Below are 25658 nucleotides of genomic sequence, written 5' to 3'. Positions count from 1 at the left end.
AGGATTTGAACCCGCGTTTTTAATGCTGCGCGCGCGTGGGGTCGATCCTCAGTTAGCTCGGGATTTACTTGACATGCGTTCGGAACGCCGGCTAGAAACCAGTGCTATTGGTCCCGGAAAACGTAATCCCTAATCCGAGTTTATGTTGTAACCTTTTTTTGTTGTTCCTCTATGCCTGCTATCGCCACTTTGAGGCACTAGGACAGAGTATACAAAAATGCACAAAACTGTACATGCCGGCCCGCAAATATGCGGGCTTTTTTTATGGGCACGCTAATGACTGATGTAGTAGATACCGCGCATGACGAATATGTGCGGGCAGCGACCGAGGGCATGGCCCGCGACGACAACGCCGCTTACGTGGCGCTCGACACGCTCGGCGTCACGCTTCTGGCCGAATTCGCCCAGGCCGTGCTCGACCGGCGCGAAACCGAACAGCGTTGGCTCATGGATCTGCGCCAGTATCGCGGGCTCTACGATCCGGACGTGGAAGCGAAATTCGGAAAGAATCGCTCCAGGGCTTTTGTCCGCCTGACGCGCGTGAAGGTAAAAACCGCTAACGCCCGCGTCGCCGATCTGCTGTTCCCGACCACGTCCGACCGCAACTGGACGGCCGAGCCTACCGCCGTCCCATCCGTCGACCGCGATACCAGGCGCAAGCTGATCAGCCAGATGGTGGCGAAGACGGGGGCGGTGCCGACGCGCCGCGAACTGGACGCCGCGGTCGCCAAGCTGGTCAAGATGGCGGCCGACAAGATGACCAGCATCATGGATGACCAGCTGGCCGAGGCCCAGTACAAGAGTACGGCCAGGGACGTGCTCCACAGCGGCCACCTGTACGGCACTGGCGTGCTCAAGGCTCCGCTGGTCGAGCGCAAGACCCGTCAGAAGTTTGTGCGGGTCAATGGAAACTGGGTGATGAAGACCGAGTCGTACATCGTGCCCTTCGTCGCCTACGTACCCCTGTGGCGTTTTTACCCGGATATGTCCGCCACCAAGCTGTCGGATTGCGGCTATGTCTTCGAGCAGCACATTATGACGCGCGGCGCGCTCGCCGCGCTGGCCAAGCGCAAGGCATTCAACGGCGCCAAGATCCGCGCCTATATCCTGGCCAACCCCAAGGGGGCCCAAACCTCGCGTGCGTACGACAACGAGATCCGGCAGATCGGCGAGCGCCAGTCGGCAAAACTCAATCACGACGGCAACTACGAAGTAGTGGAGCGTTGGGGTTGGATCGGCGGCGAGCTGCTGTCGCAGGCCGGCGTGGTCGTTCCCCAGGACCGCATGCACGAGACGTTTTTCTCGAACGTATGGATGCTCCCGGACGGGGACGTGATCAAGATCACCCTGCAGCCGATCAATGGCGTCACCTACCCGTACCACTTGTATTACGCCGACAAGGACGAAACGAGCATCTTCGGCGACGGCTTCGCCTCGATCATGCGCGACGACCAGACCACCGTGAACGCGGCCACGCGCATGGTGCTCGACAACGCGGCGCTGTCGGCCGGGCCACAGATCGAGGTGAACATGAATCTGCTGTCGCCAGCGGAGGACGCGGACGATATGTACCCGTTCAAGATCTGGAAGCGCGCCGGGCAGGACGCCAGCCAGCCCGCAATCAGGGTATTGAACGTGCCGAACGGGCTGGAAGAACTGTTGCCCATTGTTGAAATGTTCAAAAAGAATGCCGATGACGTTACGGCCATCCCGCGCTACATGCAGGGGGAGAATGCCACCCAGGGCGCCGCCGGTACCGCATCGGGCATGTCCATGCTGATGGCGAATGCCTCCATCGTGATGAAGGACTTGATCACCAACTACGACGAGGGCGTGACCAGGCCGTTTATTAGCGACCTGTACAAGTGGAACATGCAGTTCAATCCGGACAACAGCTGCAAGGGCGACTTCGACATCAAGGCGCGCGGCACGGCGTCGCTGATGGCGAAGGAAGTGCGCGCGCAGCAGCTGGACAACTTCGCCGCCACCCTCACACCGGAGGACGCCCCCTACATCAAGCGCGAAGAACTGCTGCGACAGCGCGCCGAAGCGCACGATCTGTCGAGCATCATCAAGACCGAGGACGAGGTCGAGGCCGAGCGCAACAACGACGCCGCCCAGGCTGCGGCCGCGCAGCAGCAGCAAATGCAGGAGCTACAGATGAAGGTAGCCATGCTTGGGGCCGAGAAGATAACGCAAGAGGTCGCCAAGCTCGCGGCCGAGGTCACGCGCATCAACGCAATCGCCACCAAAACCAACGTGGACGCAGCGTATGCGGGCATGCAGGCCGCCGGTGTGGCGACGGAGCGCCCGGAGATTGCGCCGGCAGGGGACGCCATCTTGAAATCGGCCGGCTGGGTCGACTCCACCCCCGGCCAGCCCACTCCGGCCGGATCGGCGCCACCCAGTGCCGCTCAGCCGGCGATTCCCGATCCGCAGCAGCTGGCCGCGCAGCGTGATCCGCGCGGCGGCCAGATCGGCGCCAATGTCGGCGAGCATGCCGGCATCGAGACGGCGGCAATCGAATGATGCGCTCTCAGGAACAGCTGCGGGCGGTGATTGCCAGCGAATCGGCCGCGTTGCTCGAATTTCGCGCTATGCCGGAAACGAGAGTCTTGCTGGGCTTGCTCGATGCGCTGGCGGAAGGGTGTTATGCCGATCTTGCCACCGTCACGGCCGATCAACTTGCATTCAAGCAAGGTGCGCTGGCCCAGCTCAACGCCTTGCGCGACATGATCCGCACCGGCAGCGCGCACCGATCAGCCAGGGTGTAAGCCTCACCGCAATTCCCGGGGTGTGAGGTGCAACGGAACGGTTATGTTCAGCTCGGGACGAACAGGGAAAACGGAGAAAATAGCACGCTAAGCTCGGAAGTTGCGGTTGAGCAATCGCCACGGTGACGGAAATGGTCTAAAGTACGGTTTTCGATTACTCAACCAATCCGACATGGTTTAACGTACTGACCGGCACTAGAGCCGAAGCTGGCACAGGGACAGACAAGAACACGACGTCGGAAAACACCTGTTTCCCGACAGGCAGCTTTCGGCCAAGAGGGGCCGTTCACTCAAACCCGCTGACAGGGAAATCATGAGTAGCGAATACATTGTGCGGGCGAACTTTTGGAACGAGTCGACGGGACACTGCGATTGCTGCGGTAAGCAATCCAAGACTATCTGGGGAGATTTAGCGGACTCGTCTGGAGCGAAGGCTGTCTACTTCGTGCAGTGGACAATTGACGAGCCGGAGCATATGCCCAATTTCGATATGGTCATTGGACCATGGGGAGATGGAACTTCGCCAACTGATCGCGTGTTGGTTTCCTTGTTATACCAGCCTCGACTTGGTGGCGGGTCGTTTATGGTCGCCAACGGGAAAAGAAGGCCTGCGGATGACCGCAGCCTCTGCGGCAAAGCGCTTGAACGAGAAGACGTCGTCGGTACTCCGTTAGCGAACCGAGTGTTTTCGCTAGTCGATTCGCTCTGGCTTACAGAACCACGGATTGAAGGAATTCGGGCTTTGGATAACCTCGCACACTCAAGCAGTTGAAACGTCTGTTTCGGGTCGATTCCTGCCGGTCGTGACAATGTCATCTTCTCCGCGTAGCAATCTGCTATTCTGCTGCTTCAGGCCGATTTCGGCCAGAACAGACATCTGAGAATCCAAACAGGCGTGACAGAAAGACTTCTATGACGACCCAAAAAGAGTATGAACGTATCGGCAAATTCATTTACAGCGCATGCCGGTACGGTGCGGACGTATCTGATGTCTACAACTGGATGGCTGATGACCTTGGGGTTGCACGCCCGGATAAAGGTGACGAGTTTGCCTTGCGCGAGCTCTACACCACATTTCTTGCTAAGCACGTTAGCGACGATGAGTTCCATGCGAATTATGAACGCTTTGTGGAAGCCATAAAAAATCATGGTGCGTAAGCAAGCATCGACCTGTACGACTCCTATGGGGCGGTAGCGGAAGTACCAATATACAATGCTGCTGAGCTCAACTATCCTCGCAAGGACCAACATGCAAGATTTTTCTAAATACTCGATTTCCCAGCTTCAGGCGCTGGAGGTTCAATTAATTGAAGAACTGAAAAAGCGTCATTTCCTTAGTGTCAGTCAGGCGAGGGAGCAGATCCTACATATCGCCCGCAATGCCGGCATATCTGCCGCGCAACTTGTCACCATCAAATCTCCAAAAGCCCCCAAAGCGAGCCCTTCTGTGATGAAATATCGGAACCCGAATGATGCCGCTCAACAGTGGAGCGGCCGCGGGCGCCAGCCTGCTTGGGTCAAGGAGTGGATCGAAACGGGCAAGTCGCTAGATGAAGTACAAATTTAAGCGAAGGGGCGCAGCCACCATACGCGCCAGAACGAAGCGAACGACTTCGTCCTGCTATTACCGGAACCGGAGCGCGCCCTGCATTTACATGGCCTGGAAAATGTAATGATTGATCTTTGGATTAAAGCTTCAACTTCCGGTGGTTCGCGAACATAAAGAACTTGATCCCGACGGCGACACGTATAGATCGCGCCTCAAGTAAACGACAGCGACTTGGGACGTTAGTCGGCCAACCACAGTCGGCTTTGGGGCGGCAGCCGCCGAGCCGATGGGGGCCAGTTCGCCGTCGAGGAAAATCGACAGGACCCGGCCAAAAGCGGTCGTTCGAATGGATGTATTTTTCACATAATGTGGTCATCTACCTACGCACGACACTGACTGTAAAATTACCGATTAACTTTCTCAAAGCGGCGCTTATGAACCAGTTCAATTGGTGGCGGCGGATCGCGTCGAATTGCTGGCGATGGTGTTTATTGCTGCACGCGTAGGTAACACGGCTATTCCTGCAATACAGAAAATAAATGGGATTCGACTCATGCAATTGCAGACATCTTGGATATTTCCCGTAACTAGGCGCGGCTGGCTGTTCCTGTCGCTGCGCATGATTTTTCTGGTCGTGGCACCTATTGCGTCCATGCTTTGGTACATGCTAGATGTACCTGGAGAAAGCAGCGGCACAGTAAGTGCACTCGCAACCCCCATCGAGCAAGAGCTGGCTGTGCGCCTTCGCCAACACGTCGTGACCATCGCTAGTAAGGAACATAATACGCGCACGCCTCGAGCGCTACGAGAAACCGCCGACTACATCGATGCTGAGCTCTCGAGATACGGATACAAGGTCGAGAAGCAAGTTTTTCAGGCTGACGACGAAACCGTGTGGAACCTGGAAGTGGAGATTAAGGGAACTAGCACGCCAGACGAGATTGTCATCATCGGGGCGCACTATGATTCCGCGCACGGGTCGCCGGGGGCAAACGATAACGGGTCGGGTACTGCAATGGTGCTTGAACTTGCACGCCGCTTCCGAACTGCACGCCCCGAAAGGACGCTACGATTTGTTCTGTTCACAAATGAAGAGCCTCCTCATTTCAGCACAACGGCGATGGGGAGCCTTGTGTATGCGAACCGTTCGCGCGCGCGAAAAGAGAATATTGTGGCGATGCTCAGTCTTGAGACGATCGGATACTACAGTGATGCGCCCGGTAGCCAGAGGTATCCCATCATCTTTAAGCCGTTTTTTCCTGATGTTGGGAATTTCGTTGCCATCATTGGCGACTTGCGGTCGCGTGAACTGGTACAACAGACCGTCTCTACTTTTCGAAAAAGCTCGCATCTGCCGTCCGAGGGAATTGCAGCATTCCCATGGATCAAAGGAATAGATTGGTCTGACCACAGCGCGTTCTGGACTAACGACTACCGGGCATTAATGATTACCGACACTGCGATTTTCCGGTATCCGCATTACCATACCAAAGATGACACGCCGGAAAAATTGAACTACCCCCATATAGCAAGGCTTTTTTCAGGAATCCGAGTAATGGTTGAGGAGTTGGCGGTCTTACCGAAACCTGCAGCAATGCAAATAAGAGCTGGAGCAAGATGAGTCAATTTCCTAAAACGCGGCTGCTTAACAGATGCCTTTGCTCTGGGCATAATGGCGCCGATCCAAAGTTGAGCCAAGGCGGGACTCTGCGACCAAATGACATCCAATCTTTGGCTTGGCAACGTCTGCTTTGGGGCGGAAGCGACCTGTCATCCGGGCGACTGTCAAAGTCGTGTCCACGGCTTAGCGTGCTATTTTTTCCGTTTTCCCTTTTCTCCCCAGCTCTAGCATAAATGTCCCTATGCAACAGTGGAAAGTTCATTTCTCCTCCGGACGCACTGCCTTACGTTTGCTCGACCAAACAATCCACAGAATGAGAGCCGCGATGTATATGGTCAACATCGTCAAATCGCTATGGACCACACGTTCTAGTGGGGTCAAGGAGCGCAACCCATTATTCACAGCGCGCCAGTCGGGCCGCACTGTATAGAATGTCAGAGTCTGCACGACCAATACACATGCCAGGACGGCATGGAAGCGCAGCGCAGTTAAAGTAGCGCCGTAGTGTCGTGCTCGCACGACAGCAAATGAGCACGTTGAAAACAAGATGTTAAAACTCATCATCAACCCTAAAAATACGGGCCAAAATCCGCAGTCGAAGCTGTAGTAGTACATTATCCCGGTCCGTAACAAGTCGGCGGCTAAAAGCGGGCAGAGGCATGCAAGAAAAAGAGCCGGTGCCTTCCATGTTCGTTTGCTCATCGTAGTCTCAGTGAAACGGCCAGCGATTATCAAACCACCAAATCGCCTGGAAGGATGTCACTGCAGGCACAGTAGCGCAGGTTAATACTACGAGTGTTCTGTCATGGCGCCTTCCCTTTCGACCGGCATGGGACCGCTAGGGTCTCAGAGGTCATCAGTGCTCCCCGTACGCTCCCGACCGCGGCTGTCAATTGAACTTGACGGTAAAAAACGTGATCGGCCGATCAGCTGTGCATAACCGTTCCATCGAATCTTGGACATCTCCCGCACCCGCCACGAGCGGGATTTTTTTCGCCCGATTCTGCTATCCCACAGGAGAACCACATGCCAACCACCCAAAAGCAACAGACACAAGACGCGGCCGATTTCGCTGCAGAGTTCGATGCGGCCGACGCCGAACCGACGGCGCAGAGCGAGGATGAGGCATTCGGCCTCGCCGATGAAGCTGGCGCCGGCGCCGCGGCCGAGGACCCCGCCGATGCCCCAGCTGCAACCCCCGCCGCCGCACAGCCGTCCGGCGACGAAGCGCGCCTCAAGGAAGGGGAAGCGCAGCTGCACGCCAAGGAGGCCGAGCTGGCGGCCAAGGAAGCGACGCTCGACACGTCCAGCGTGGACGAGAGCCAGGAAAGCGAAGGCGCCGCCGACCCGGCCACCGACGCCGTCGGTGCCGCTGACAACGACTATCCTGAAAAAGCCCTGGCGGACGACTTCGGACCCGAATTCGTGGACCTGATAAAGCGGCTGATTGCCAAGGTATGCGCCGACAAGGTGGGCGAAGGCCTGGGAACACTGTCGAGCACGGTTGACGAAGTCATCCAGCACTTGCAGGGCGAGCGCAACGCCAACCACTTCAAGGCCATCGCGGCTGCGCATGAAGATTTTACCGATGTTGTTGAATCGTCCGAGTTCAGCGCCTGGAAGGACGGTCAGGAGCCAGCCGAGCAGGCGCGCCTGTCGCAGGTCATCGACGCCGGCAGTACGCAGGAAATCATCGACATGCTTACGGATTTCAAAGCATCGAAGGGCGGCGGCGTGGACGACAGCGAAATCGACGGCGCCGAAGGCGTGCGGTCGAGCGGCCTGACCCTGCCCAAGGAACCGTCCGGCGACGACGACTTCGCGGCGGCCTGGAACGAACACTAAAAAAGTGGTCCGTGCCAGTGCGGATCTCACTGGTGAACGCTGCTGTTGGCGCCCCAACAGATCCACGCATCTCTGCGGCTCCCGCCGCTATCAATTCCCCCTTATTAGGAAACTCCATGGGCAATACCACCTACGGCGACATCTCGCCGCGTACAGCCGCGTACGCGAACAAGCAACTGCTCAAACGCGCCATCCCTTACCTGTGCCTCGAAAAATTCGGCCAGGCCAAGACCCTTCCCGCCAATTCGTCCAAGACCATTGTCTTCCGTCGCTATTCGGCACTGGACACCACTCCGTCGGCGCTGGTCGAAGGCGTCACGCCTGGCTCGCAGACCATGGCGTCCACCGATGTGCCGTGCATGCTGACCCAGTACGGCTCGATGATCACCATCACGGACATCATCGAAGACACCCACGAGGACAACGTCCTGAATGAAGCGATCGACCTGCTGGGCGAGCAGGCCGCGCAAATGATCGAGCGCATGCGCTACGGCGTGCTGCGCGCTGGCACAAATGTGGTGTACGCCAATGGCGCCACGCGCGCGGCAGTGACCGCCCCGATCTCGCTGGCGGTCCAGCGCAAGATTGTCAAGGCCCTGAAACGCCAGAACGCCGAGCCCATCACCAAGGTGGTCAAGTCGACGGCGGCATTCGGCACCGAACCGGTCGCGAAAAGCTACATCGGCCTGATTCACCCCGACATGGAGTCGGACGTGCGCAACATGCTGGGCGCAGACGGCAAGTCATGCTTCGTGCCGATCGAGAAGTACGGTTCGATGACCCCGTACGAAAACGAGATCGGCAAGGTCGAGGACGTGCGCTACCTGTCCTCGACCATCTTCGTCCCATTCATCGACGCCGGCGGCGACAAGGGGCTGATGACCTCAACCACCGGCGTCAAGGCCGACGTCTACCCGGCCCTGTACATCGCAACCAACGCCTATGCGGTTGTGGCGCTCAAGGGCATGTTCGCGCTCACGCCCATGGTAGTCAACGCGAAGCCGAGCGATTCGGACCCGCTGGCACAGCGCGGCCGCGTGGCGTGGAAGGCGATGCAGGGCGCCGTGATCCTCAACGACCAGTGGATGGTGCGCGGCGAGTTCGCCGTCACCGCATAACCCCGGCCAGCCCATGAAACGCCCACTTCGGCGGGCGTTTTGCATTTCCCCTCAATTTCAGGAGCATCACCATGGCAGCAAAAGACACCACCAGCGTTACCACCATCGACGACGTCCCCAAGCCCGTCGAGATCAAGAAGGGCCTCGACATCGCTGTCGTGGACCACGGCGACAACCTGACGGGCGAGAAGGTCCAGGTCACGATCGCCAACGGCGCCGGAGAGCTGGGCCGCCAAGCTGTTTTCCTGAGCATCAACGGCCACGGCTTCAACGTGCCGCGCGGTGTCCCGTGCGACGTGCCTATCGAAGTGGCGGCCATCCTGGAAAACGCCACGATGACCGAATACGAGGCGGGCGCCAACGGCGCCACCATCGAGCGCGAAGTGCAGCGCTTTAGCTACAGCATCAAGTACCTGCGCAAATAAGCGGTCGCCATGGCGAACCTCTCCGACTTCTTTTCGCACGTGCTGCCCTATGTGACCGGTTGTTCGTATCCGCTCGCGGAACAGCATATCCGCGACATCTGTATCGACTTCTGCACGCACGCCCCTGTCGCCCAGGTGGCAACCGATCCCCTCGATGTGATCAGCGGGGAGCGGCAATACGACATCGACACCCCGGCGGGCAGCGTGGCCACGATCATCCTTGAAGCGGCGTACTACGCGCGGCCGCTACGAATCTGCAAGACGGGGGACCTGCACCTGGCGTCCCAGCAGGGGCGAACCGGGGAGCCGTGGAGCATTCAGCAGGCGGCCGCGAACGTCTTTACGCTCGACGCCACGCCGACGCAGGATGCCGCCCAGGCGATCAAGCTGCTGGTGGCGACCAGACCCGCCCGCACGGCCGACACGGTCGCCGATGTGCTGCTTGAGGATTATGCCTTCGACATCGGACAGGGTGTTGTCGGGCGCCTGATGCGAATAGCGGGGCATGAGTTCACCAATTTGGCCGCGGCGGGCCTCTACACCCGGGACTACGAGATCGCGCGCACCGCCGCGCGTATTCGCGCCGAGCAATCATTCGGCCGCACTACGAGCCGCGTTCGCCCCCGCGCCTTCGGCTGAACACCTCCAGGGCGACGCTGTCGCCCCACCACGCAAGGATTCACATGCCAACCATGCTCGCCGGCGCCGTCATCGGCCGCGCTGCCCGTCTGCTGCAGGACCACGAGTACATCCGCTGGACCCAGTCCGAAATGCTCGACTGGTTGATCGACGGCCAGCGCGAGGCCGCCCTGATCAACCCGGCGATCTTCGTCTGCACTACGCTGGTGACGCTCGCAGCCGGGACCCTGCAGCACTTGCCGAGCGACGGCAAAGTGCTGCTGGACGTGCCCCGCAATGCCAACGGCTACGCGATCACACGCATTGCCCGCAAGGCGCTTGACGCCCAGGTCCCCGACTGGCATTCGCCGGCGCGCGCCAAGACGAAAGTGCTGCACTTCTGCTTTTCGGGTGATGACGCGAAGACTTTCTATGTCTACCCCCCGTCGCCTGGCGGCAATGCGGTGACGGCGGTTTACGAGGCGGTCCCGCCCGCGCTACTACTGGGCGACCCGATCGCGCTCGATGACAGCTATGTCGGCGCGCTGGTCGACTACCTCATGTACCGCGCCTACGAGAAGGACAGCGAGTACGCGCCAGAAAACGCCGGCTTCGCGGCCCTGCACCGGGGAGCTTTCAACGCCCTTGTAAAAGGCAATGCGCCGGCAGCCGCTTCACCCACCTGACTTACCCATTTCACATTTATAGGAGCCACTCATGGCTGGATTATCCGTTTACGCCGAAACTTCGGTGCTCAACGCACTGCTGCGCGGTACGAATTTTGTAGCTCCGCCGACGGCGGCGTTGCGCCTGGCGCTGTGTACCGCCGACCCGACCGATGCGGGCAACCTGAACGAAATCGCGTCGGGCACGTGGTATACACGTCAATTGACTGGCGCGTTTACCGCGCCGGCACCGGGCGGCGCCGGCCAGCAAGTGTCCAATTCGGCGTCCATCACCTTCCCCGCGGTGACTGGTGCCGCCGTCACCGTGACGCACGTCGCCGTCTTTGACGCCCTCAATGCCGGCAACATGCTGTTCTCGGCGCCGATGCTGTCCTCGAAGACGCTGCAAACGGGCGATGTCCTGTCCTTTGCCCCTGGCACCCTGATCGCGAATCTGAACTAAGCCAGGGATGAATTCCTTCGGCTTAAACAGCGCGGCCGTCAATGGAAGTGCATCGCGGGCGGTTTTTGGCGAAGCGCTGTTTTCCGCCACCGGGTCCCTGGCCGCCGATGCGACCCGTACGCAGTACGGGGGCGCTGTCGCAACTGGCTGGGCGGCCGGCGAGGACGCCGGCGGCGTGAGAATGGCGATGGGCGCCGCCATGGTCCGTCCGGAATTCTATGCGTCGGCCGAATGGGTGCTGGCCACGACGGCGGGCGCAATCTCCTACGCGGTCCTCACCGCGCGGGCCGCGCACACGGAAGTGTTGTTCACCGCAGCTTTTGGCTTTGCCGCTGGCGGCACGACCATCCGCCCAGGCGTCGCCGGCGCCGCCGCTGCCTTCACCGCGCACGCCGACCCGCTGGTCACGATCGGCTACGCCGCCACAGGTATCAGTACGCTCTCCGTGTATGCGGAAGCGAGCGTAAAGCGAAGCGGGCAGGGTACGACGGAGCGCGACGGCTACGCGTCGGCCACTTCCGGCCTGACGGTCATTGCCACTGCAATGCGGACGGCCATGGGCGTCGCTGCCACCTTGGCCAGCTTCAGCGCGTCCACCGACTCGGTGAAGATTCACGCCGGTGGCGCAATCATGGCGTCCACGCTCGGGATCTTGGCCGTCGGGTCTTCGGACGGTTGCCGGGCAGAGTTCACCAGCTCGTTGAGCGCGCAACCGACGTTGACTCACCCGGGGCAGGCCGATTTCGCATCCGGCCTGCGCGCCACGGCCGTGCCCACGGTCACGATACAAGGCGAGGCGCAGCTTGTCCTGATCGTGTCCGGATGCACTGCCGACGCGCGCCTTGCCCTGCAGGGCGCAGCAGACTTCCTCTTGGCGGGGACGCTGTCGGCAGATAGCCGGCTGGCCCTTCAAGGCGCCGCGACCATGGCCGGCCTGGCTCACCTGGCGCCGGCACCGTGGGTGTACCGCATGGCGGAAGCGCCGGCCTACCTGGCAGGCTCGCTGATCGCCGACGGGGTGCGTATTTGCATGGGCGAAGCCAAGGCATCGATGGTATTCGGTGCGAACGCCGAGCCGGCCACGAACGCCGCAGTTGCGGCCCCCTCCAGCCGCACCATGCACATCACGCGCGAGATCCGCAGCACGCGCACTCCATTTGAACGACGCACCATGAGGGCGACATGAGTTTAGGCACCTTTACCAAGCAACCGATTGAAAAGCTTGATTACGACGTTCTTTACGACGACTGGCTCACCCCGGGCGATGGACTCGGGGTGGTCAAAGTCACGATCGACAAACCGGGTTTGACGTCACCACGCCAGAACGTGTCGTCATCGGCCCTGAAGGTGTGGATCGCCGGTGGCACCGATGGCGTCACCTACAAGGTGACGGTGACGGCGGAAACCGACGACGGGCGCATCAAGCAGGACGAATTCAAGATCAAGGTCAAGGAGTATTGATGACACAGCTTTTTACCAACAACGCCGAATCGGTGCTCGCCGCGGGCATCACCGCCGCGGCGACAACGATCACCTTGAAGGCCGGGGAGGGGGCGCTGTTCCCCAACCCTCTCAACGGAGACTTCTTCCTGATCACGCTTTTTCAGCGCGTGGGCGCCATCGAAATGAATTGGGAAATCGTCAAGTGCACCGCCCGCGCTGGCGATGTGCTGACGGTGGAGCGGCTGGTCGAGGGGAGCACGCCACGCGCATTCAACGCCGGCGACCCGGTCAGCCTGCGGCTTACCGCCGGTGCGGTCCTGCCGGTGCACCAGGGCGCGCTGACCGGCGCGTTGAACGAAGCTGCTCCCATTCCCGTGATCGCCGCATCGTCGATGGCGATTGCCAACGCGGGCGCCAACACGCTGATCGTCAGCGGCGTGGCGTCCATCTTCACGTTCGATGCCGCGCCACCTGGCGCAGTGCGCCGCATGGTCTTCACCGATGCGGCGACGCTGGTTCACAACGCCGTGTCGATGATCCTAACCACGGGGGCCGATATCCTCACCGCCCGGGGCGACTGTGCCGAATGGCTCTCTGGTGGGAAGGGCAACTGGTCGATGTTGAGCTACACCCGTGCCAGTGGGAGCCCTGCCGGCGTCGTCCCCATGGCGCAGGCAGTGGCCGGACAGACCGCGACGGGCAGTGCCCTGATCACTGCCGCCGACGCGGCCGCTGCGCGCGCAGCCCTCGGCGTCAGCGCCAGTAATTACAGCCCGGGCGATTTGCTGACGTCCGTGCGCAAAATGGCGGTACCCGATTGGCTCCCATGCGATGGAAAGCCCTACCTCAAAAGCAGCTACCCCGCGCTGTATGCCGCCGTCGGCCCTGCTGCTGCCGGCATTGTCAAGCTCGCCGCGCCTGTCTCGCCGCCCGCAGCGTCGAGCGCAGGGTGCGCATTCACCCCGGACGGACAAATTCTGGCCATGGCGCAGGCTACCGCACCCTATCTGATCCTGTACAAGCGCAGCGGCGATACGTTCACCCGCCTTTCCCTGGCCGTGCCGCCAACCGCGTTCACGTACAAGGTCGCCTTCAACGCCGACAGTACTTTGATGGCGGTGGCGCACTCGGCATCGCCATTTTTGGCAATGTACAAGCGGTCCGGTGATACTTTTACCCAAATCAATGTGTTGACCCCCAATCCGGCCGGAACGTCAAAAGCGGTCGCGTTCAGCCCGGACGGCAATTTTTTGGCGTGTGGGGACGATACCGGAATCAACCTCCGCCTCTATAGCCGAAGCGGCGAAACGTTCTACTCAGTCGGGATTGCTGCGCCGAAAGGTTATGCTACTGCAGTCGCTTTCAGCGCCGACAGCCTGTATTTAGCCGTGGCGGCTTCGGCATCTACCGCGCTGACAATCTACAAACGCGCCCCAAACGGCCAGAGTTATGTTGCCTTACCGGAGCAGACCGTTTCGGGGCTGAGCGGTGTCAACGGCGTCGCGTTCAGCCCCGACGGCGCTGTGTTGGCCGGTGCGCTGACAACTGGCAATTTCATCTGTCTTTTTGCCCGGGATGGGGACAAATTCACAAGGTTGCCCGACCCTGCAGTCCTGCCCGCAGGGCAGAGCAACTCCATTGCATTCACCCCCGACGGCGGTACGCTCGCCCTGGGCCATCTCAGCACGCCGTTTCTCACCTTGTACGCCCGTGAAGGAACGACATTCACGAAATGGCCCAGCTACACATCGCCCGGGGGAGGGGTACAGCATATCTCGTACACCAGCGATGGCGCGTATTTCGCGCTGTCGATGAGCGAAGCCCCCTACATGGCCGTCTACAGCGTGCTCTACGACGTGGGCACCCAGTTTCTCGTGCCGACGCTGGCGTCGCCAGGCGGGGGATTCAAACAGTACATCAAGACATAAGGAAGCCATGATTACTTTGCATATCCGGGACGAATACGGAATTTTCCTTGGCAGCGTGACGGTGGACGAAATGGGGCCGCTCCCCGAGCGTTCGGTCGCGCAGGCCCCGCCGATCCTCACCGGCACGCAGGTCGCGCGCTGGAACGGCGACGGCTGGGATGTCATGGCCGCGCGGCCGGCGCAGTCCGACGGCGCAGTCGCGCCAACCCAGGCCGAGTACACCGCGGCGCTCGAAGCGACGTACGACGCCAAGGCTGCGGAACGCGGTTACGACAGCCGTTTGACGTGCGCGCTGCGCGCGGGCTACGCAGGTCCCTTTCAGAAGGAAGCGACGGTCTTCGCGATCTGGATGGACTCATGCAACGCCAAGGCGTACAGCATCATGGGCCAGGTGCTGCGCGGCGAAATAAAGTACCCGACCGTCGTGGCCCTTCTTGCCATGATGCCGACGATGGCGTGGCCGCAATGACGCGCCTGACCCTGTTCGGCTTCCTGCTGCTCGGCCAGGCCGCGAACGCGCTGACCGTGGTGCGCATGGCATAGGCAATCCTTGTCGGCAGCGACAAGGCGCGGGTCATCGCCATTTCCTACGACCAGCTGGCCAATGCCGCGTTCAATGGAAGCGAGGACGAAACCATCAGCGGCCGTGCCGGCCGGGCGCGCACCCAGAGGCGTGTTTGGGGATGCGTCCTGTGTCGACTGTTAGACCGTATCGACAAGGATCACTGTACGCGCTCCGCCGGAACGTGACACCCAACCCCGCTTCGGCGGGGTTTTTCATTCAAGGACCCTATGGCAGTCGAAACCACCGCGGCAACCGGCGCACTTATCAAATTCTTCGGCGTACCGCTACTCACCAGCGCCGCCGCCACTTCACTGGGATTCATGTTCATGTGGCCTAAGACCCGCAAAGAAGCCTTCCTTCGTATCGGCACCACCATCATCTTTTCCACCCTGTGCGGCCCGCTGTTGGTCGTGGCCGTGCGCTCATGGTGGCCTGGCCTCTTCGATGCCGCGCGCGACATCGCGATCATGTACGGGGTCGATCCGGCGCTGGGCGTGGTTTTCATCGCCGCACCGGTGCTCGTGCTGGCCGGCCTGCCGGCATGGTGGGCACTGGGCGCCATCGTGCGCTGGTTCGGGCGCCGCGAAGACAAGGACATTGGCGAACTGGCGCGCGATGCGGCCGCAATCGTCCACAACGCGCGGGGTGGAGCATGACGCTCGATCAGCTGGTGCGCATCTTGCCTTACGCGCGGCCCCGCGCCGCCAAGTACCTTGCGTGGCTGAACGCGGCCATGACGGAATTCGACATCGGCACGCCGGCACGCCAGGCGTCGTTCATTGCCCAGCTGGGACATGAATCGGCGCATCTGCGCTATGTCGAGGAACTGGCGTCCGGCGCCGCCTACGACACTGGCCGGCTCGCCCTACGACTTGGCAACACGCCTGGGGCGGACGGCGACGGCCAGAAGTGGAAAGGGCGTGGGTTCATGCAAGTGACGGGCGCGGCGAACTACGCCGCGTGCGCCGCCTACTTCGGCATTCCGCTCGGGCGCATTTCGGCCTGGCTGGTCACGCCGGAGGGCGCCAGTCGTTCAGCCGGCTGGTTCTGGAAAACCCACGGGCTGAACGAACTGGCCGATGGCGGCGATCAGGTCGCGGTAACGCGGCGCGTCAACGGGGGCGTCAACGGCCTGGCCGACCGTCTGGCCCTGTTCAACACGGCGCGCAAGGTGCTGGCATGACCGGCGCGCTGCTCTCGCCCGTGCCGCTGTGGGCGCGCTGCGCGTTGCTGGTGGCGGCCTGCTGGTGCCTCTTCCTTCTCGGCCAGCTGCATGGCGAACGCAAGGCCGGCGAGGCCCACTTGGCGTACGTCGGGCAGCAGGCCGCCCAGGTGGTCAAGGTCGCCAAGGCCCAAGTCCAAGTGTTGGTGAAGACCGAAACGAAATACCGCGACCGCATTCAGCGGATCTACGTCAAAGGAGACGAAATTGAAAGACAAGTACCTGTTTATGTATCGGCTGTGGATAGCCGTGCTTATGGCGTTAACGTTGGCTTCGTGCGCAGCTACAACGCCGCCTGGAGCAATGAGCCTGCCGGACCTGCCGGCGACGCTGACCGTGGACCCGCCGGCGTTCCGCTTACTGATATTGCCCAAGCCGATGCCCACAACGCCAGTTCCTGCTTCGCCTGGCGCGAACAGGCTCTCGGACTGCGCGAAGCCTACATCAACCTGCAGGCCGTAACGAACGGCAACAGATCGAAGGACGTTACCCCGTGAGCCCTCCCATCAACTTGCGCAAATTCGGCGGTTTGCTTCCGCGCGTGCCGCTGACCGACTTGCCCATCAACGCGGCCGCGGTCGCGGAGAACATCGATTTCGGCTACAACGAACTGCGCTCGCTGCGCGGTGACTTCAAGATGCGCGATCTGGCGATTGTGGCCCGCTCGGTGTTCAGCGTCGACGGCCTGCGCTTCTACGTGTGGCCGGATGACGTTGACGCCGTTGTCAGCCCGCTCCAAAACGGTCCAGCCAGCGACAGGCTTTATTACACCACCGGGAGCGACTTCCGGGTCGCGCCGATCTCGCTGGCCACGATCGCCGGCGCGCCGCCGTCGACCAGCTTCCGCGTCGGCGTGCCGCGGCCGTCCACACCGCCCCGCATTAACGTCGAGCACCCGGTGGCCCCGAAAGGGCCGATCGCCACCGTCGAAGCCACGCCAGCGGACACGTATCAGGCGCGCCTGACGGCCGCGCAGCAGGCGGCCGATGCCACCTTCAAGTCGTCGGTCGTCACCGGTACCGAAAACCGCACCTACACCTACACGTACGCCAACGTGTATCAGGAGCAGGGGCCGCCCAGCGAGGCGGCCCTGATCGAAGTGAAGGCGATCACGTTCAATGGCGTGACAACCTACAGCAAGGTGACGGTCGAAGTGGCGTTTGACGGCACCGGGGAATATGTCCCCATTACCGGGGCAAGGCTCTACCGCCAGGGCGGGGCCAGTGAAGAATATTTCTTCGTCAAGACCATCAGCGGCACCGAAGGCAAGGTGCAGACGGTCGACACGACTGGCGCGGGTGCGCTCAACGAGGTGCTTCAAAGCGAGAACGCCTACCCGCCCAGTCCACAGCTTACCGGCCTTTTCAACATCGGGAACGGCATCCTGTGTGCATGGAAGGGACGGGAACTGTGGTTCAGTGATGCCTACCGTCCTTGGTCCTGGCCACCGGCCTACATGATCACGGTCCCGCATACGATTGTCGGCGCCCACGTCCACGCCGCTGGCGCGCTGGTGACGACGGTTGCCGAGCCTTCGCTAGTTTCCGGGGTCAGTCCGGACGCGATGGCCGAAATCCCGCTCGATATCGCGCACGCCGGGGCGTCGAAATGGTCGGTCATTAGCATCGCCGGCCGCGCTCTATACGCCTGCCATGACGGCATTGTGGCCGTTGAAGGCAGTTCAGCCAGCATGGCGCTCTCCGATCGCTTCTTTACGCGTGAGGTCTGGCGCGAGCGGTGCGGCGCCGGCCTGGCCAGCATGCAGTTCGCGCGCTACGACGGCAAGTTGATCGTCTTTTCCAAAACCGGCGCCTTCGTGCCGTTCATGATCGACTTGTCCGAAGGGGGCGAGATGACCGACCTGCCGCAGCTGGTGGCCAGCACCGCCGCCGTCCTCACGACATCGGACCAAATGTATGTCGTGAGCGGGGCGACGCTGCGGCAGTTCGGCGGCGGCAGCATGCTTCCCCTGCGCTGGGCCACGGGCGATATCGTGCTTCCCGCGCCGGCCGTGCTGGCAGTCGCCCAGGTGGAATGCACTGGCGACTTCACGATCCGGTTCTACCAGAAGGGCCGGCTGGGTTTTACCAAGACCGTCGCCAGCGGCGAGACGATTTTCTATCTGCCCACCGAGCCGCGCGACGGCCATGCAGGGCTGGAACCGTCCGACCGGTGGAAGTTTGAGATTTCCGGTACCGGACGATTCAAGCGGTTGCGCGCGGCGGCATCCATTCGTGGTTTGAAGGAGATCTAGATGGCCGTATCCGTACCTCCAATTTCCACCGCGTCCATCCTGGCCGTCAAGGACCCGCAAACGCGCGAGGTGTTGCGCGCCATGGCGAACGGCATTGCGGTGCGCAACGGCGATGTCGGCTCGGGTAACGACGCTTTTCTGACCTTGGGCGACCTGCAGAACGATCCTGCCATCGCGGGAAAGCTGGCGAAGTCACTGGCGGGCCCGATCATCGAGGGGGTGGGCAAGCCGGGCAGCCCCATGTTCGACCTGGCCGAAAAGCTGCAGGACAAGATCATGGCGTCGCCGGCGTGGCTCAATATGTTCTCGGCCGTCACGCTGATCCAGGCGCCGGACTCGGTCCCCGGCAGCGCGGCCTGGCTGCTGCAGCAGGAAGCCAAGGCGCGTGGTGCCGCGGTCACGCGCGTGGACACCGTGATCAAGGAAACCAACCTGTCGCTCGCGAAGACGACCGAAACACTCACGTCGTCCATTGGCGCGGCCGGTGCGGCGATCAAGGAAGAACGCGAGGTGCGTTCCACGCAAAACGAGGCGATGTCGCAGTACGTGCAGCAGTTCGTCACGTGGACGAACCAGTCCTTCGTGGGCGTGCAGAACGAACTGACCACGCGCACCAACAACGACAATGCCCTGGCCAGCGCGATCAACACCATGTGGGCGCGCGTGGGCCTCAATCAGGCGCTGGTCCAGACAGGCACCCAAATTGCCGTGAACCCGGTAGGGAGTGCCCTGACGAAGTTCGAGCAGTTGCAGGCGACCGTCACGGACCCCGCGACCGGCTTGGTCAAGAGCTACGCCGCCCTGCGCCAGGAAGTGAACCTCACGAATGACAAGGTTGCGGGCCTGTCCGGCAAATGGGCCGTCAAGCTCGATCTGAACGGCTACATTGCCGGCGTCACGCTCAATTCCAGCGTGTCTACGGGGGGCAAGGCCGAATCGTCGTTCATCGTGCTGGCCGATACTTTCGCCGTAGGCGCTCCGGGCAAGCCGGGAATCGTGCCGTTTGCGATCGATGCCAAAACGGGGCTCGTCGCCGTGCGCGGCGATCTGGTCGCCCAAGGCAGCATCACCGGCTACCAGCTAGGGGCATACTCGATCTCCCGCGACAAGCTGGCCCTGAAAGTGGTGGGCGGCGCGCAGATCGACGACTTGGCCGTTGACACGCTTAAAATCGGCAACAACGCCGTGACCATCCCGCTGTACCTGTCGGGCTCGGGCAGCGGCGCGATTTCGGCCGGCACGACGCGCATGGTGGGCCAGATCGCCGCCTACTACCCGGCCGAGGTCGACATCGTGGCGCTCGTCACGTGGAAGGCCGCAGCCTGGAACATCGGCGGGAACACCGGCGTCATCCTGCACGTCGACGGGCGCCAGTTCCACTACCAGTCCGATTCCAACATCAACACGTATGCCCTGTCGCACGCGACATCGGCCAGGGTTCGATTGTCCCAGGGCCACCACACATTCACGGTGACGTTCAATAACGAGTGGCACCAGGGCACCTACGACCTGGGCGACTGGTCCGTCACCCTACTTGGAGTAATGCGATGACCACACGGCTGATATCATTTATTAATAACGCGCGTCCCTGGCGCCGGTAGTAAAGCTGGTGAACTGGTCGCATTTCCTCGCTCAACCTCCAAGAGAGTTTGTCCCTTCAAAATCCCACTAATTGTCGCTTTCGATGGCACGGTTAACGAATCAACAGTTTCTATCGATGCGTCTTTAACTGGGACACGCCATCCATGGCCCGTATCAGGGTCCCATAAAATAATGGCTGTCGAAGTAGTAAGGACGACGCGACCTCGCCCAAAGTCACGGCGATCGTTAGCAACTGCTACGCACTGCGCGTAGGTCGTTTTTGAATTTCCTACCTGTTTCTTTCCTACCTGTTTCAAAAGCGCGTTTCGGTTTCTAATCGGCGCGCATTCTAATGGCGATACGACGTACTTTTGAATGTGAGCTTTGCCGAATTGCAATCCAATAGTCGTTGGTGTAGTGAGAAGCCCAATGACTCCAAAGAATATGCCTAACCCCAAGACCAATATAGCCGGGAACCCGGCATTAAAAACGGCGCCAACCAATCCGCTTTTGGCGATCAGCATGGCGTTGCTGTCAGCTGGTTTAGGTGGTTGAAAAACAGCTAGTATTCTAGTATAGAAGCGTGCCTTTTGGAGCCTCACTACGTTGTGCCGATTCATAATAATTATAACGAAAAAAACAACCATGGCTATAGTTGCGGGAAGAATCGCAAGAAATATTTCTATATATAAATATTCTGGTGGCTTATCAGTCAAGCTGTTCAACATTTGTACTGCCGCCCAGAGTGATAACTCAATGTAATCAAATGACGAGCCAATGAGGAGGTGATGCGGTATTTCCACAGTGCTTTCGACAGCCATTGCCACTCCTTCGCCTATCAACGCGAGCGTTGTGCCTATCAATGCGAGGAACGCCGCGATTATTGAAAAAAATGCAGAAATCTTAGCGCTGATAGAAAAGGTTTTTTTCTCTTTCGGTTTGGCAGGTTTTTTTTTGAATTTTGAGAAAGCAGATTGTCGTGCGTTGAGTTTAGGAGACATATATTTATGTATTTCTCATTTAAATAAAAAGAATGAAGGGGGCATTTTGAAATTTAAACTTAGAGTAATGCGATGACAACATTTGCGAAATACGATATCGACGGCCGGGTCCTGTTCCATGGCGACGTGCCCAAGTCGATGATTGCCCTGCAAGGGGACCGGGTGTTCGTTGGCGACATCGACGGCCGGACCCACTACGTGCGGGACGGGCACAAGTACGCCCGGCCGGCCAATCCGGCATTGCTGGTCGGGCTCGACCTGACCCAGCTGCCGATGCCGTGCGACGTGGTCATCAACGACAAGACCTACCCATGCGGGGACGGGCGCGCGACGCTCAGTTTCAAACTTCCGGGCCGGTACCGCGTGCGGGTGGTTGCGTTTCCTTTCCTTGACGCAAATTTCGAGATCCAGGCATGATTATCTATCACAACGAAGATGTCGATCAGTTGCGCCGCGCAGCGTACCCACCGCTTGCTGACTTGGCTGATGCGATGTACTGGCAAAGCCGGGGGCAGCGCGGCAAGATGGATGAATATAATGCCGCAGTGGAAGCGGTAAAGGCCCGCTACCCGAAACCTTCCACGGTATAGCGGCTAACAAGTGTGGTAGGAATTTTCCTATTTGTATTTGAACAAAGTTTGGGGCAAAACGCGGGTATAGAATTCCTGGCAAGAACATGATCAGGGGATAACCATGAATCGGGTCAACAGCAACAACAACAGCGGCGAAAATGCTTTCTGGACCATTTTTGGCCTCATGGTCCTGGCTGGAATCTGGCTCTGGCGGCTCGTCCACGGCATGGCAGCGACGATGGGCGTCGAACCCCGTTCCGCCGCGATTCTCTTGCTTGGCGCTGCAATTGTGCTCACGGGGTGGTGCGCTGTGGCACTTCTGGAGTTGGGGTGGAAGTTTGCAGTCTGGCTAGGCGCGCTGTTTCCCGCATTTCTCACGCCGGCGATCCATGACTGGGCTCAATCACAGCCCGCGCGGCTGGGCGCCCAATATGCTCCCTTCGAGGACCCGGCGCAGGCATGGTGGGGAAGCAGCTGGGTCCATGGCATTGCTTTTGGCCTGATTGTATTCGTTGCCTATCTCATCACAAGAGAGCCCGACTAAAGTGCACTTCTTCCAATCGGAATTCCCCCCTTCATCGGGGGTTTTTTTTCGCCTGAATTTACCCACCAGGAGCGCGCCGCCTAAATTCTAAGTTTTTCAAAAACCGGCCATATGATCCCGCCTCAATCACAGCGGGGGAATCAAATGGCTAGTTTTAAACACATCGCAACAGGCATCGAGGTCGCGGCGCTGCTGGCCGCGCTGGAGGCGAAACCCCACCTGTTCGGCCTGCAAACGGCACGCGCGGCCGCCTACGATTCCCCGCACCGCGCGATGACGGACATCTGGGTCCGGTTCAACGACATCGCCAACCTGGGCCCCCATTTCACCGACGAGCACGATTCGGTCTGGTATCCGGCTTACGCCGAGCTGCCCGAGCTGACCCCGATCATCTTCGGGCTGATGGCGCACGTCCACGGGGAGCGACTCGGCGGCGTGCTGATCACGAAGATTCCCGCCGGCGGCCGCATCGAACCGCACGTCGACCATTGCTGGCACGCGGACTACTACGACAAGTTTTATATCCCCCTGCGCAACGAGCCCGGCGCCCTGTTCCATTTCCCCGAGGGTGACATCGTCGCCGCTCCTGGCGACTGCTATTGGTTTGACAACGGCGTGACGCACAGCGTGACCAACGACAGCCAAGCAGACCGGATCTCGCTGATCGTCTGCATCAAAACCGACAATTTTAAGGAACTGAAACGTGATCGACTTGAAGATTAAGCATCATTTCTCTGGCCGCGAGTATGCCAAGGAAATGTCCCTGCCAGCCCGGCACTACGCCGAAACGCACTCGCATAACTTCGACCACCTGAGCATCCTGGCGCGCGGCACCGTGACCGTGACCATCGACGGCGCCGTGGAAACACATGTCGGGCCGACCTGCATCACGATCCGCGCCGGCCAAGTGCACCGCATCGAGGCAATCACCGATTCGGTGTGGTTCTGCGTGCATGCCCACGTAGGCACGGACCCCGACAAGGTCGATAGCGTCCTGATCAAGGAGGCTTGATATGCCATGGGCAGCAGCGGCAGCAATTGGAAGCGCACTTATTGGCGCGAACGCATCGAGCAGAGCCAGCAAGAAAGCGGCGGCATCCGCGAATAAGGCCATCGATGCGAATGCCTATCAGGGCGAGATCGCCATGGACCAGTACGAGGACTACAAGAACTTCGCCCGTCCGGTAGAGCACTCGGTGTACGCCGACGCTATGAATACCGACACGCCGGAAGCGTACGACAAGGCGGCCGGCGACGCGCAGGCGTCGGTATCGAGCCAGCTGGGCATGGCGCGCGAGCGCATGGCCCGTACGCCCGGCCTGGACCCGTCGAGCGCCGCCGCCCAGGCCGCTACCACGAGCATGGAACTGAAAGGCGCCGCCATGGGCGCGGCGGCGGCGAACAAGGCCCGTGACGGAATCAAGGACAAGGCATTCGCCCGCAAGCTCGATGCGGTCGGCATCGGCAAGGGCCTTGTCTCGAACGCGTCGAGCGGCCTGGCCAGCGCCGCCGCGACCGCCAGCAACATCGCCGGCCAGCAGTCGGCGCAAGCGGGCCAGACGGCCGCCGGCGTGGGGAACATGGTCAGCGGCATCGCTAACGGGCTCTCGAAAGTCAACTGGGGCGGCACCGGCACCAGCGACTACAGCAAATGGGAATCGAACAACTCGGGCGTGATGCAGAGCACCGGCTTGTCTTCTTCCGAATTGGCCGGCGCATTTTAAGGGATCGAACGATGACAAACTGGAGCGGCATGGCCGCCGGATTCAAGGGCTATCAGGACGGCGAGCGCGCCATAGCAGACGAAGAACGGCGCAAGGCCGACGAAGCGCGCCGCGTGAAAGCGGACGCACGCGCCGACACCGAAGCGGCGTTTCAGGAAGAGGCACGCAGCCGCCAGCGCTACGACTGGAACGAGGTCGACCGCATCAAGGCGGCGGACAAGAAGGACATGGCAGAGATCCGAGGCCAGCTCGCCAAGGAAGCGGAAGCCGCCCACGGCGAGGCAAGCCCGGCCGAAGCGCTTGGCCCGGCCCCGGCCGACAATATCCAGGCGGAGATCGACAAGGCGATGGCGCCGCCGGCGGACATGCTGCCGGGCGTGGCGGCGCGGCCGGCATCGATGGTCAAAAATCCGGGCGCCTTGAGCCTGGCGCCGATGGCGCAGTCCGCAGCTGGGCCGCTGGCCACACTGCCGGCGCCGAAAAAAATGGGCGTGATCGGCACTCAGGCGGGCACCGTCCACAAGGGCGACTTCAACAGCGCGCTTGAAGTGCAGACCGCGTTCCTTCGCCGCAAAAATGCCCGCGGCGACCTCTCGCTCGAAGAACTGGCCCAAAAACAGGGACTGCTGACCAAGATGAAGAACGAGGGTATTGCGGATGCGCTCTCGTTGATGGGGCAAGGTCGCTACGACGAAGCGATGGAGGCGTACAACGCCGCTGGCGCGATGAAGGGCGCGCGTCTCGTCAAGGGCGAGCCAAGCGTGACCAAGATCAACGGCGAGGAACACCCGACCCACATGGTCACAATCCGGAACCGCGACGGCAGCGAGGTAACGATGGACGTCGCCAAAGCCCGGTATCAGCTGCTCGATTTCGAGACTCAGCTGGCACAGTCCGCACGGGCCGGCCAGAGCGCCATGCAGCGCGAGCACTATCAAGGGACCCGCGAGGACAACAAGGCCGCGCGTGCCCAACAGGCTCGCGATTCCGCCGCCGGCCGCGCCATTCAAATGGCGCACCTCAACATGTCGCGGGAGCAGCACGCGCAGTCAACCCCGCTCGGCCAGATCCAGGCCAAGGAAAAGGCGCTTGGACGCCAGCTGTCGCCGGTCGAGCGCGCCGCCCTGCTGGGCGTGGACACGATGAACCCGGCCACCCGCGCCCAGCTGGGGAGCTTGCTGAAAGAGCAGGACCAAATTTCGGCCGCAATGACCAAGTCGCAGGCGGAAGGCACGTGGGCGCCCGAGTCCCCCGGCGCAAGGAGCCTGCATACGCGCTCAGCCATGCTCAACCAACAGGTTTCCGACCTGCTCGGCGGCGCGCGTGCGCCGGCCGACCCGCTCAATCTGAACGGTCCCGCCAAGGGAGCGGCGCCCGCTGCCGCTCCCCCTGCAGCAGTTCAGGGCCTGGCACCGTCCGCCCTCAAGGCGCCTGCAGGCGTGCGCGCGGCGGCGGCGCCGAAGCCGAGTCCACTCTTGGAGCTGATCGGAATGTCCTCCGGCAACAGCGCGTGGAACGAGGTCGCGGTTGCCAAGGCGGCCACCCTGGAGGCAGCAGCGGCCAAATATCAGGAAGCCAAGTTCATCCTCAACGCAACGGTCCCTTCGGGCGACGTTGCCGCTACCGACGCGGCGCTCAAACGGGTGAACGCCGCGCGCGCCGTTGTGGAAGACAACATCGGCCCAGCCCTCAACAAGACCGCGATGCTCGAAGCACTCGGCATGTAATGACAATCAATTCAAGGAT

The 25658-nt window shown here is 60.9% G+C and carries 28 protein-coding genes; 27 read left to right on the top strand and 1 reads right to left on the bottom strand.

All coding sequences use genetic code 11. From position 1 onward, the window contains the following. The first annotated feature begins 276 nt into the window (after positions 1-276). The 20 genes from RBA41_RS28820 (at position 277) to RBA41_RS28725 (ending at position 20041) form a co-directional block, all read left to right on the top strand. On the top strand, positions 277-2529 hold the full coding sequence (locus RBA41_RS28820; RefSeq protein WP_306627808.1) for a portal protein: 2253 nt from the start codon (positions 277-279) through the stop codon (positions 2527-2529). Then, positions 2526-2774, top strand: coding sequence for a hypothetical protein (locus RBA41_RS28815; protein WP_306627807.1), 249 nt, complete (start codon positions 2526-2528; stop codon positions 2772-2774). Before RBA41_RS28820 ends, RBA41_RS28815 begins: the two co-directional genes overlap by 4 nt. Before the next feature lie 912 nt (positions 2775-3686). After that, a complete protein-coding gene (locus RBA41_RS28810; protein WP_306627806.1) occupies positions 3687-3932 on the top strand; it encodes a hypothetical protein in 246 nt (81 codons plus the stop codon). Between the two features lie 91 nt (positions 3933-4023). Then, positions 4024-4341 carry an H-NS histone family protein gene (locus RBA41_RS28805; RefSeq protein WP_306627805.1) on the top strand — a complete coding sequence of 106 codons (318 nt, stop codon included), beginning with the start codon at positions 4024-4026 and terminating at the stop codon, positions 4339-4341. 433 nt (positions 4342-4774) lie between these two features. Continuing rightward, positions 4775-5944, top strand: coding sequence for a M28 family peptidase (locus RBA41_RS28800; RefSeq protein WP_306627825.1), 1170 nt, complete (start codon positions 4775-4777; stop codon positions 5942-5944). A 1026-nt stretch (positions 5945-6970) separates the two neighbouring features. Beyond that, positions 6971-7789, top strand: a complete 819-nt coding sequence (locus RBA41_RS28795) for a hypothetical protein (protein ID WP_306627804.1) — start codon at positions 6971-6973, stop codon at positions 7787-7789. Positions 7790-7905: 116 nt separating this feature from the next. Further along, positions 7906-8907 (top strand): N4-gp56 family major capsid protein, encoded by a 1002-nt coding sequence (locus RBA41_RS28790; RefSeq protein ID WP_166899142.1) that lies wholly within the window; start codon positions 7906-7908, stop codon positions 8905-8907. Positions 8908-8978: 71 nt separating this feature from the next. Next, on the top strand, positions 8979-9332 hold the full coding sequence (locus RBA41_RS28785; protein ID WP_166899199.1) for a hypothetical protein: 354 nt from the start codon (positions 8979-8981) through the stop codon (positions 9330-9332). Between the two features lie 9 nt (positions 9333-9341). After that, on the top strand, positions 9342-9971 hold the full coding sequence (locus RBA41_RS28780) for a hypothetical protein (protein ID WP_306627803.1): 630 nt from the start codon (positions 9342-9344) through the stop codon (positions 9969-9971). A 44-nt stretch (positions 9972-10015) separates the two neighbouring features. Then, a complete protein-coding gene (locus RBA41_RS28775) occupies positions 10016-10636 on the top strand; it encodes a phage adaptor protein (RefSeq protein WP_306627802.1) in 621 nt (206 codons plus the stop codon). 31 nt (positions 10637-10667) lie between these two features. Continuing rightward, positions 10668-11078, top strand: a complete 411-nt coding sequence (locus tag RBA41_RS28770; protein ID WP_306627801.1) for a phage tail fiber protein — start codon at positions 10668-10670, stop codon at positions 11076-11078. 7 nt (positions 11079-11085) lie between these two features. Beyond that, positions 11086-12264: a hypothetical protein gene (locus RBA41_RS28765; protein ID WP_306627800.1), complete on the top strand. Its 1179-nt coding sequence runs from the start codon at positions 11086-11088 to the stop codon at positions 12262-12264. After that, on the top strand, positions 12261-12539 hold the full coding sequence (locus tag RBA41_RS28760; RefSeq protein ID WP_306627799.1) for a phage fiber-tail adaptor protein: 279 nt from the start codon (positions 12261-12263) through the stop codon (positions 12537-12539). Before RBA41_RS28765 ends, RBA41_RS28760 begins: the two co-directional genes overlap by 4 nt. Beyond that, positions 12539-14449: a hypothetical protein gene (locus tag RBA41_RS28755; protein ID WP_306627798.1), complete on the top strand. Its 1911-nt coding sequence runs from the start codon at positions 12539-12541 to the stop codon at positions 14447-14449. The genes RBA41_RS28760 and RBA41_RS28755 overlap by 1 nt, the downstream gene beginning before the upstream one ends. Before the next feature lie 7 nt (positions 14450-14456). Beyond that, complete coding sequence (locus tag RBA41_RS28750) at positions 14457-14918, top strand: hypothetical protein (RefSeq protein WP_306627797.1); 462 nt, start codon at positions 14457-14459, stop codon at positions 14916-14918. 323 nt (positions 14919-15241) lie between these two features. Next, positions 15242-15670: a hypothetical protein gene (locus tag RBA41_RS28745; protein WP_306627796.1), complete on the top strand. Its 429-nt coding sequence runs from the start codon at positions 15242-15244 to the stop codon at positions 15668-15670. Beyond that, the gene (locus tag RBA41_RS28740) at positions 15667-16197 is read left to right on the top strand and encodes a glycoside hydrolase family 19 protein (RefSeq protein WP_306627795.1); all 531 of its coding nucleotides are present in this window, start codon (positions 15667-15669) and stop codon (positions 16195-16197) included. Before RBA41_RS28745 ends, RBA41_RS28740 begins: the two co-directional genes overlap by 4 nt. Then, positions 16194-16733, top strand: a complete 540-nt coding sequence (locus RBA41_RS28735) for a hypothetical protein (protein WP_306627794.1) — start codon at positions 16194-16196, stop codon at positions 16731-16733. Before RBA41_RS28740 ends, RBA41_RS28735 begins: the two co-directional genes overlap by 4 nt. Beyond that, positions 16730-18490, top strand: a complete 1761-nt coding sequence (locus RBA41_RS28730) for a hypothetical protein (RefSeq protein WP_306627793.1) — start codon at positions 16730-16732, stop codon at positions 18488-18490. The genes RBA41_RS28735 and RBA41_RS28730 overlap by 4 nt, the downstream gene beginning before the upstream one ends. Continuing rightward, positions 18491-20041 carry a phage tail tip fiber protein gene (locus RBA41_RS28725; RefSeq protein WP_306627792.1) on the top strand — a complete coding sequence of 517 codons (1551 nt, stop codon included), beginning with the start codon at positions 18491-18493 and terminating at the stop codon, positions 20039-20041. A gap of 14 nt (positions 20042-20055) precedes the next feature. Here RBA41_RS28725 and RBA41_RS28720 read toward each other — a convergent pair whose 3' ends face one another. Continuing rightward, complete coding sequence (locus tag RBA41_RS28720; protein WP_306627791.1) at positions 20056-21072, bottom strand: hypothetical protein; 1017 nt, start codon at positions 21070-21072, stop codon at positions 20056-20058. Between the two features lie 72 nt (positions 21073-21144). Here RBA41_RS28720 and RBA41_RS28715 point away from each other — a divergent pair, with 72 nt between their 5' ends. The 7 genes from RBA41_RS28715 (at position 21145) to RBA41_RS28685 (ending at position 25639) form a co-directional block, all read left to right on the top strand. After that, on the top strand, positions 21145-21489 hold the full coding sequence (locus RBA41_RS28715; protein ID WP_306627790.1) for a hypothetical protein: 345 nt from the start codon (positions 21145-21147) through the stop codon (positions 21487-21489). Next, positions 21486-21662, top strand: coding sequence for a hypothetical protein (locus RBA41_RS28710; RefSeq protein ID WP_306627789.1), 177 nt, complete (start codon positions 21486-21488; stop codon positions 21660-21662). Before RBA41_RS28715 ends, RBA41_RS28710 begins: the two co-directional genes overlap by 4 nt. A gap of 103 nt (positions 21663-21765) precedes the next feature. Continuing rightward, positions 21766-22188, top strand: coding sequence for a hypothetical protein (locus tag RBA41_RS28705; protein ID WP_306627788.1), 423 nt, complete (start codon positions 21766-21768; stop codon positions 22186-22188). A 144-nt stretch (positions 22189-22332) separates the two neighbouring features. Continuing rightward, positions 22333-22911 (top strand): aspartyl/asparaginyl beta-hydroxylase domain-containing protein, encoded by a 579-nt coding sequence (locus RBA41_RS28700; RefSeq protein ID WP_306627787.1) that lies wholly within the window; start codon positions 22333-22335, stop codon positions 22909-22911. Continuing rightward, a complete protein-coding gene (locus RBA41_RS28695) occupies positions 22892-23200 on the top strand; it encodes an AraC family ligand binding domain-containing protein (protein ID WP_306627786.1) in 309 nt (102 codons plus the stop codon). The genes RBA41_RS28700 and RBA41_RS28695 overlap by 20 nt, the downstream gene beginning before the upstream one ends. A 1-nt stretch (position 23201) precedes the next feature. Then, the gene (locus RBA41_RS28690; RefSeq protein ID WP_306627785.1) at positions 23202-23912 is read left to right on the top strand and encodes a hypothetical protein; all 711 of its coding nucleotides are present in this window, start codon (positions 23202-23204) and stop codon (positions 23910-23912) included. An 11-nt stretch (positions 23913-23923) separates the two neighbouring features. Beyond that, on the top strand, positions 23924-25639 hold the full coding sequence (locus tag RBA41_RS28685) for a hypothetical protein (protein ID WP_306627784.1): 1716 nt from the start codon (positions 23924-23926) through the stop codon (positions 25637-25639). The last annotated feature ends 19 nt before the right edge of the window (positions 25640-25658 follow it).

It is taken from the genome of Massilia scottii (genome assembly GCF_030846495.1).
Taxonomy (GTDB): domain Bacteria; phylum Pseudomonadota; class Gammaproteobacteria; order Burkholderiales; family Burkholderiaceae_D; genus Telluria_A; species Telluria_A violaceinigra.
This window is presented reverse-complemented; position numbering and strand designations above follow the sequence as displayed.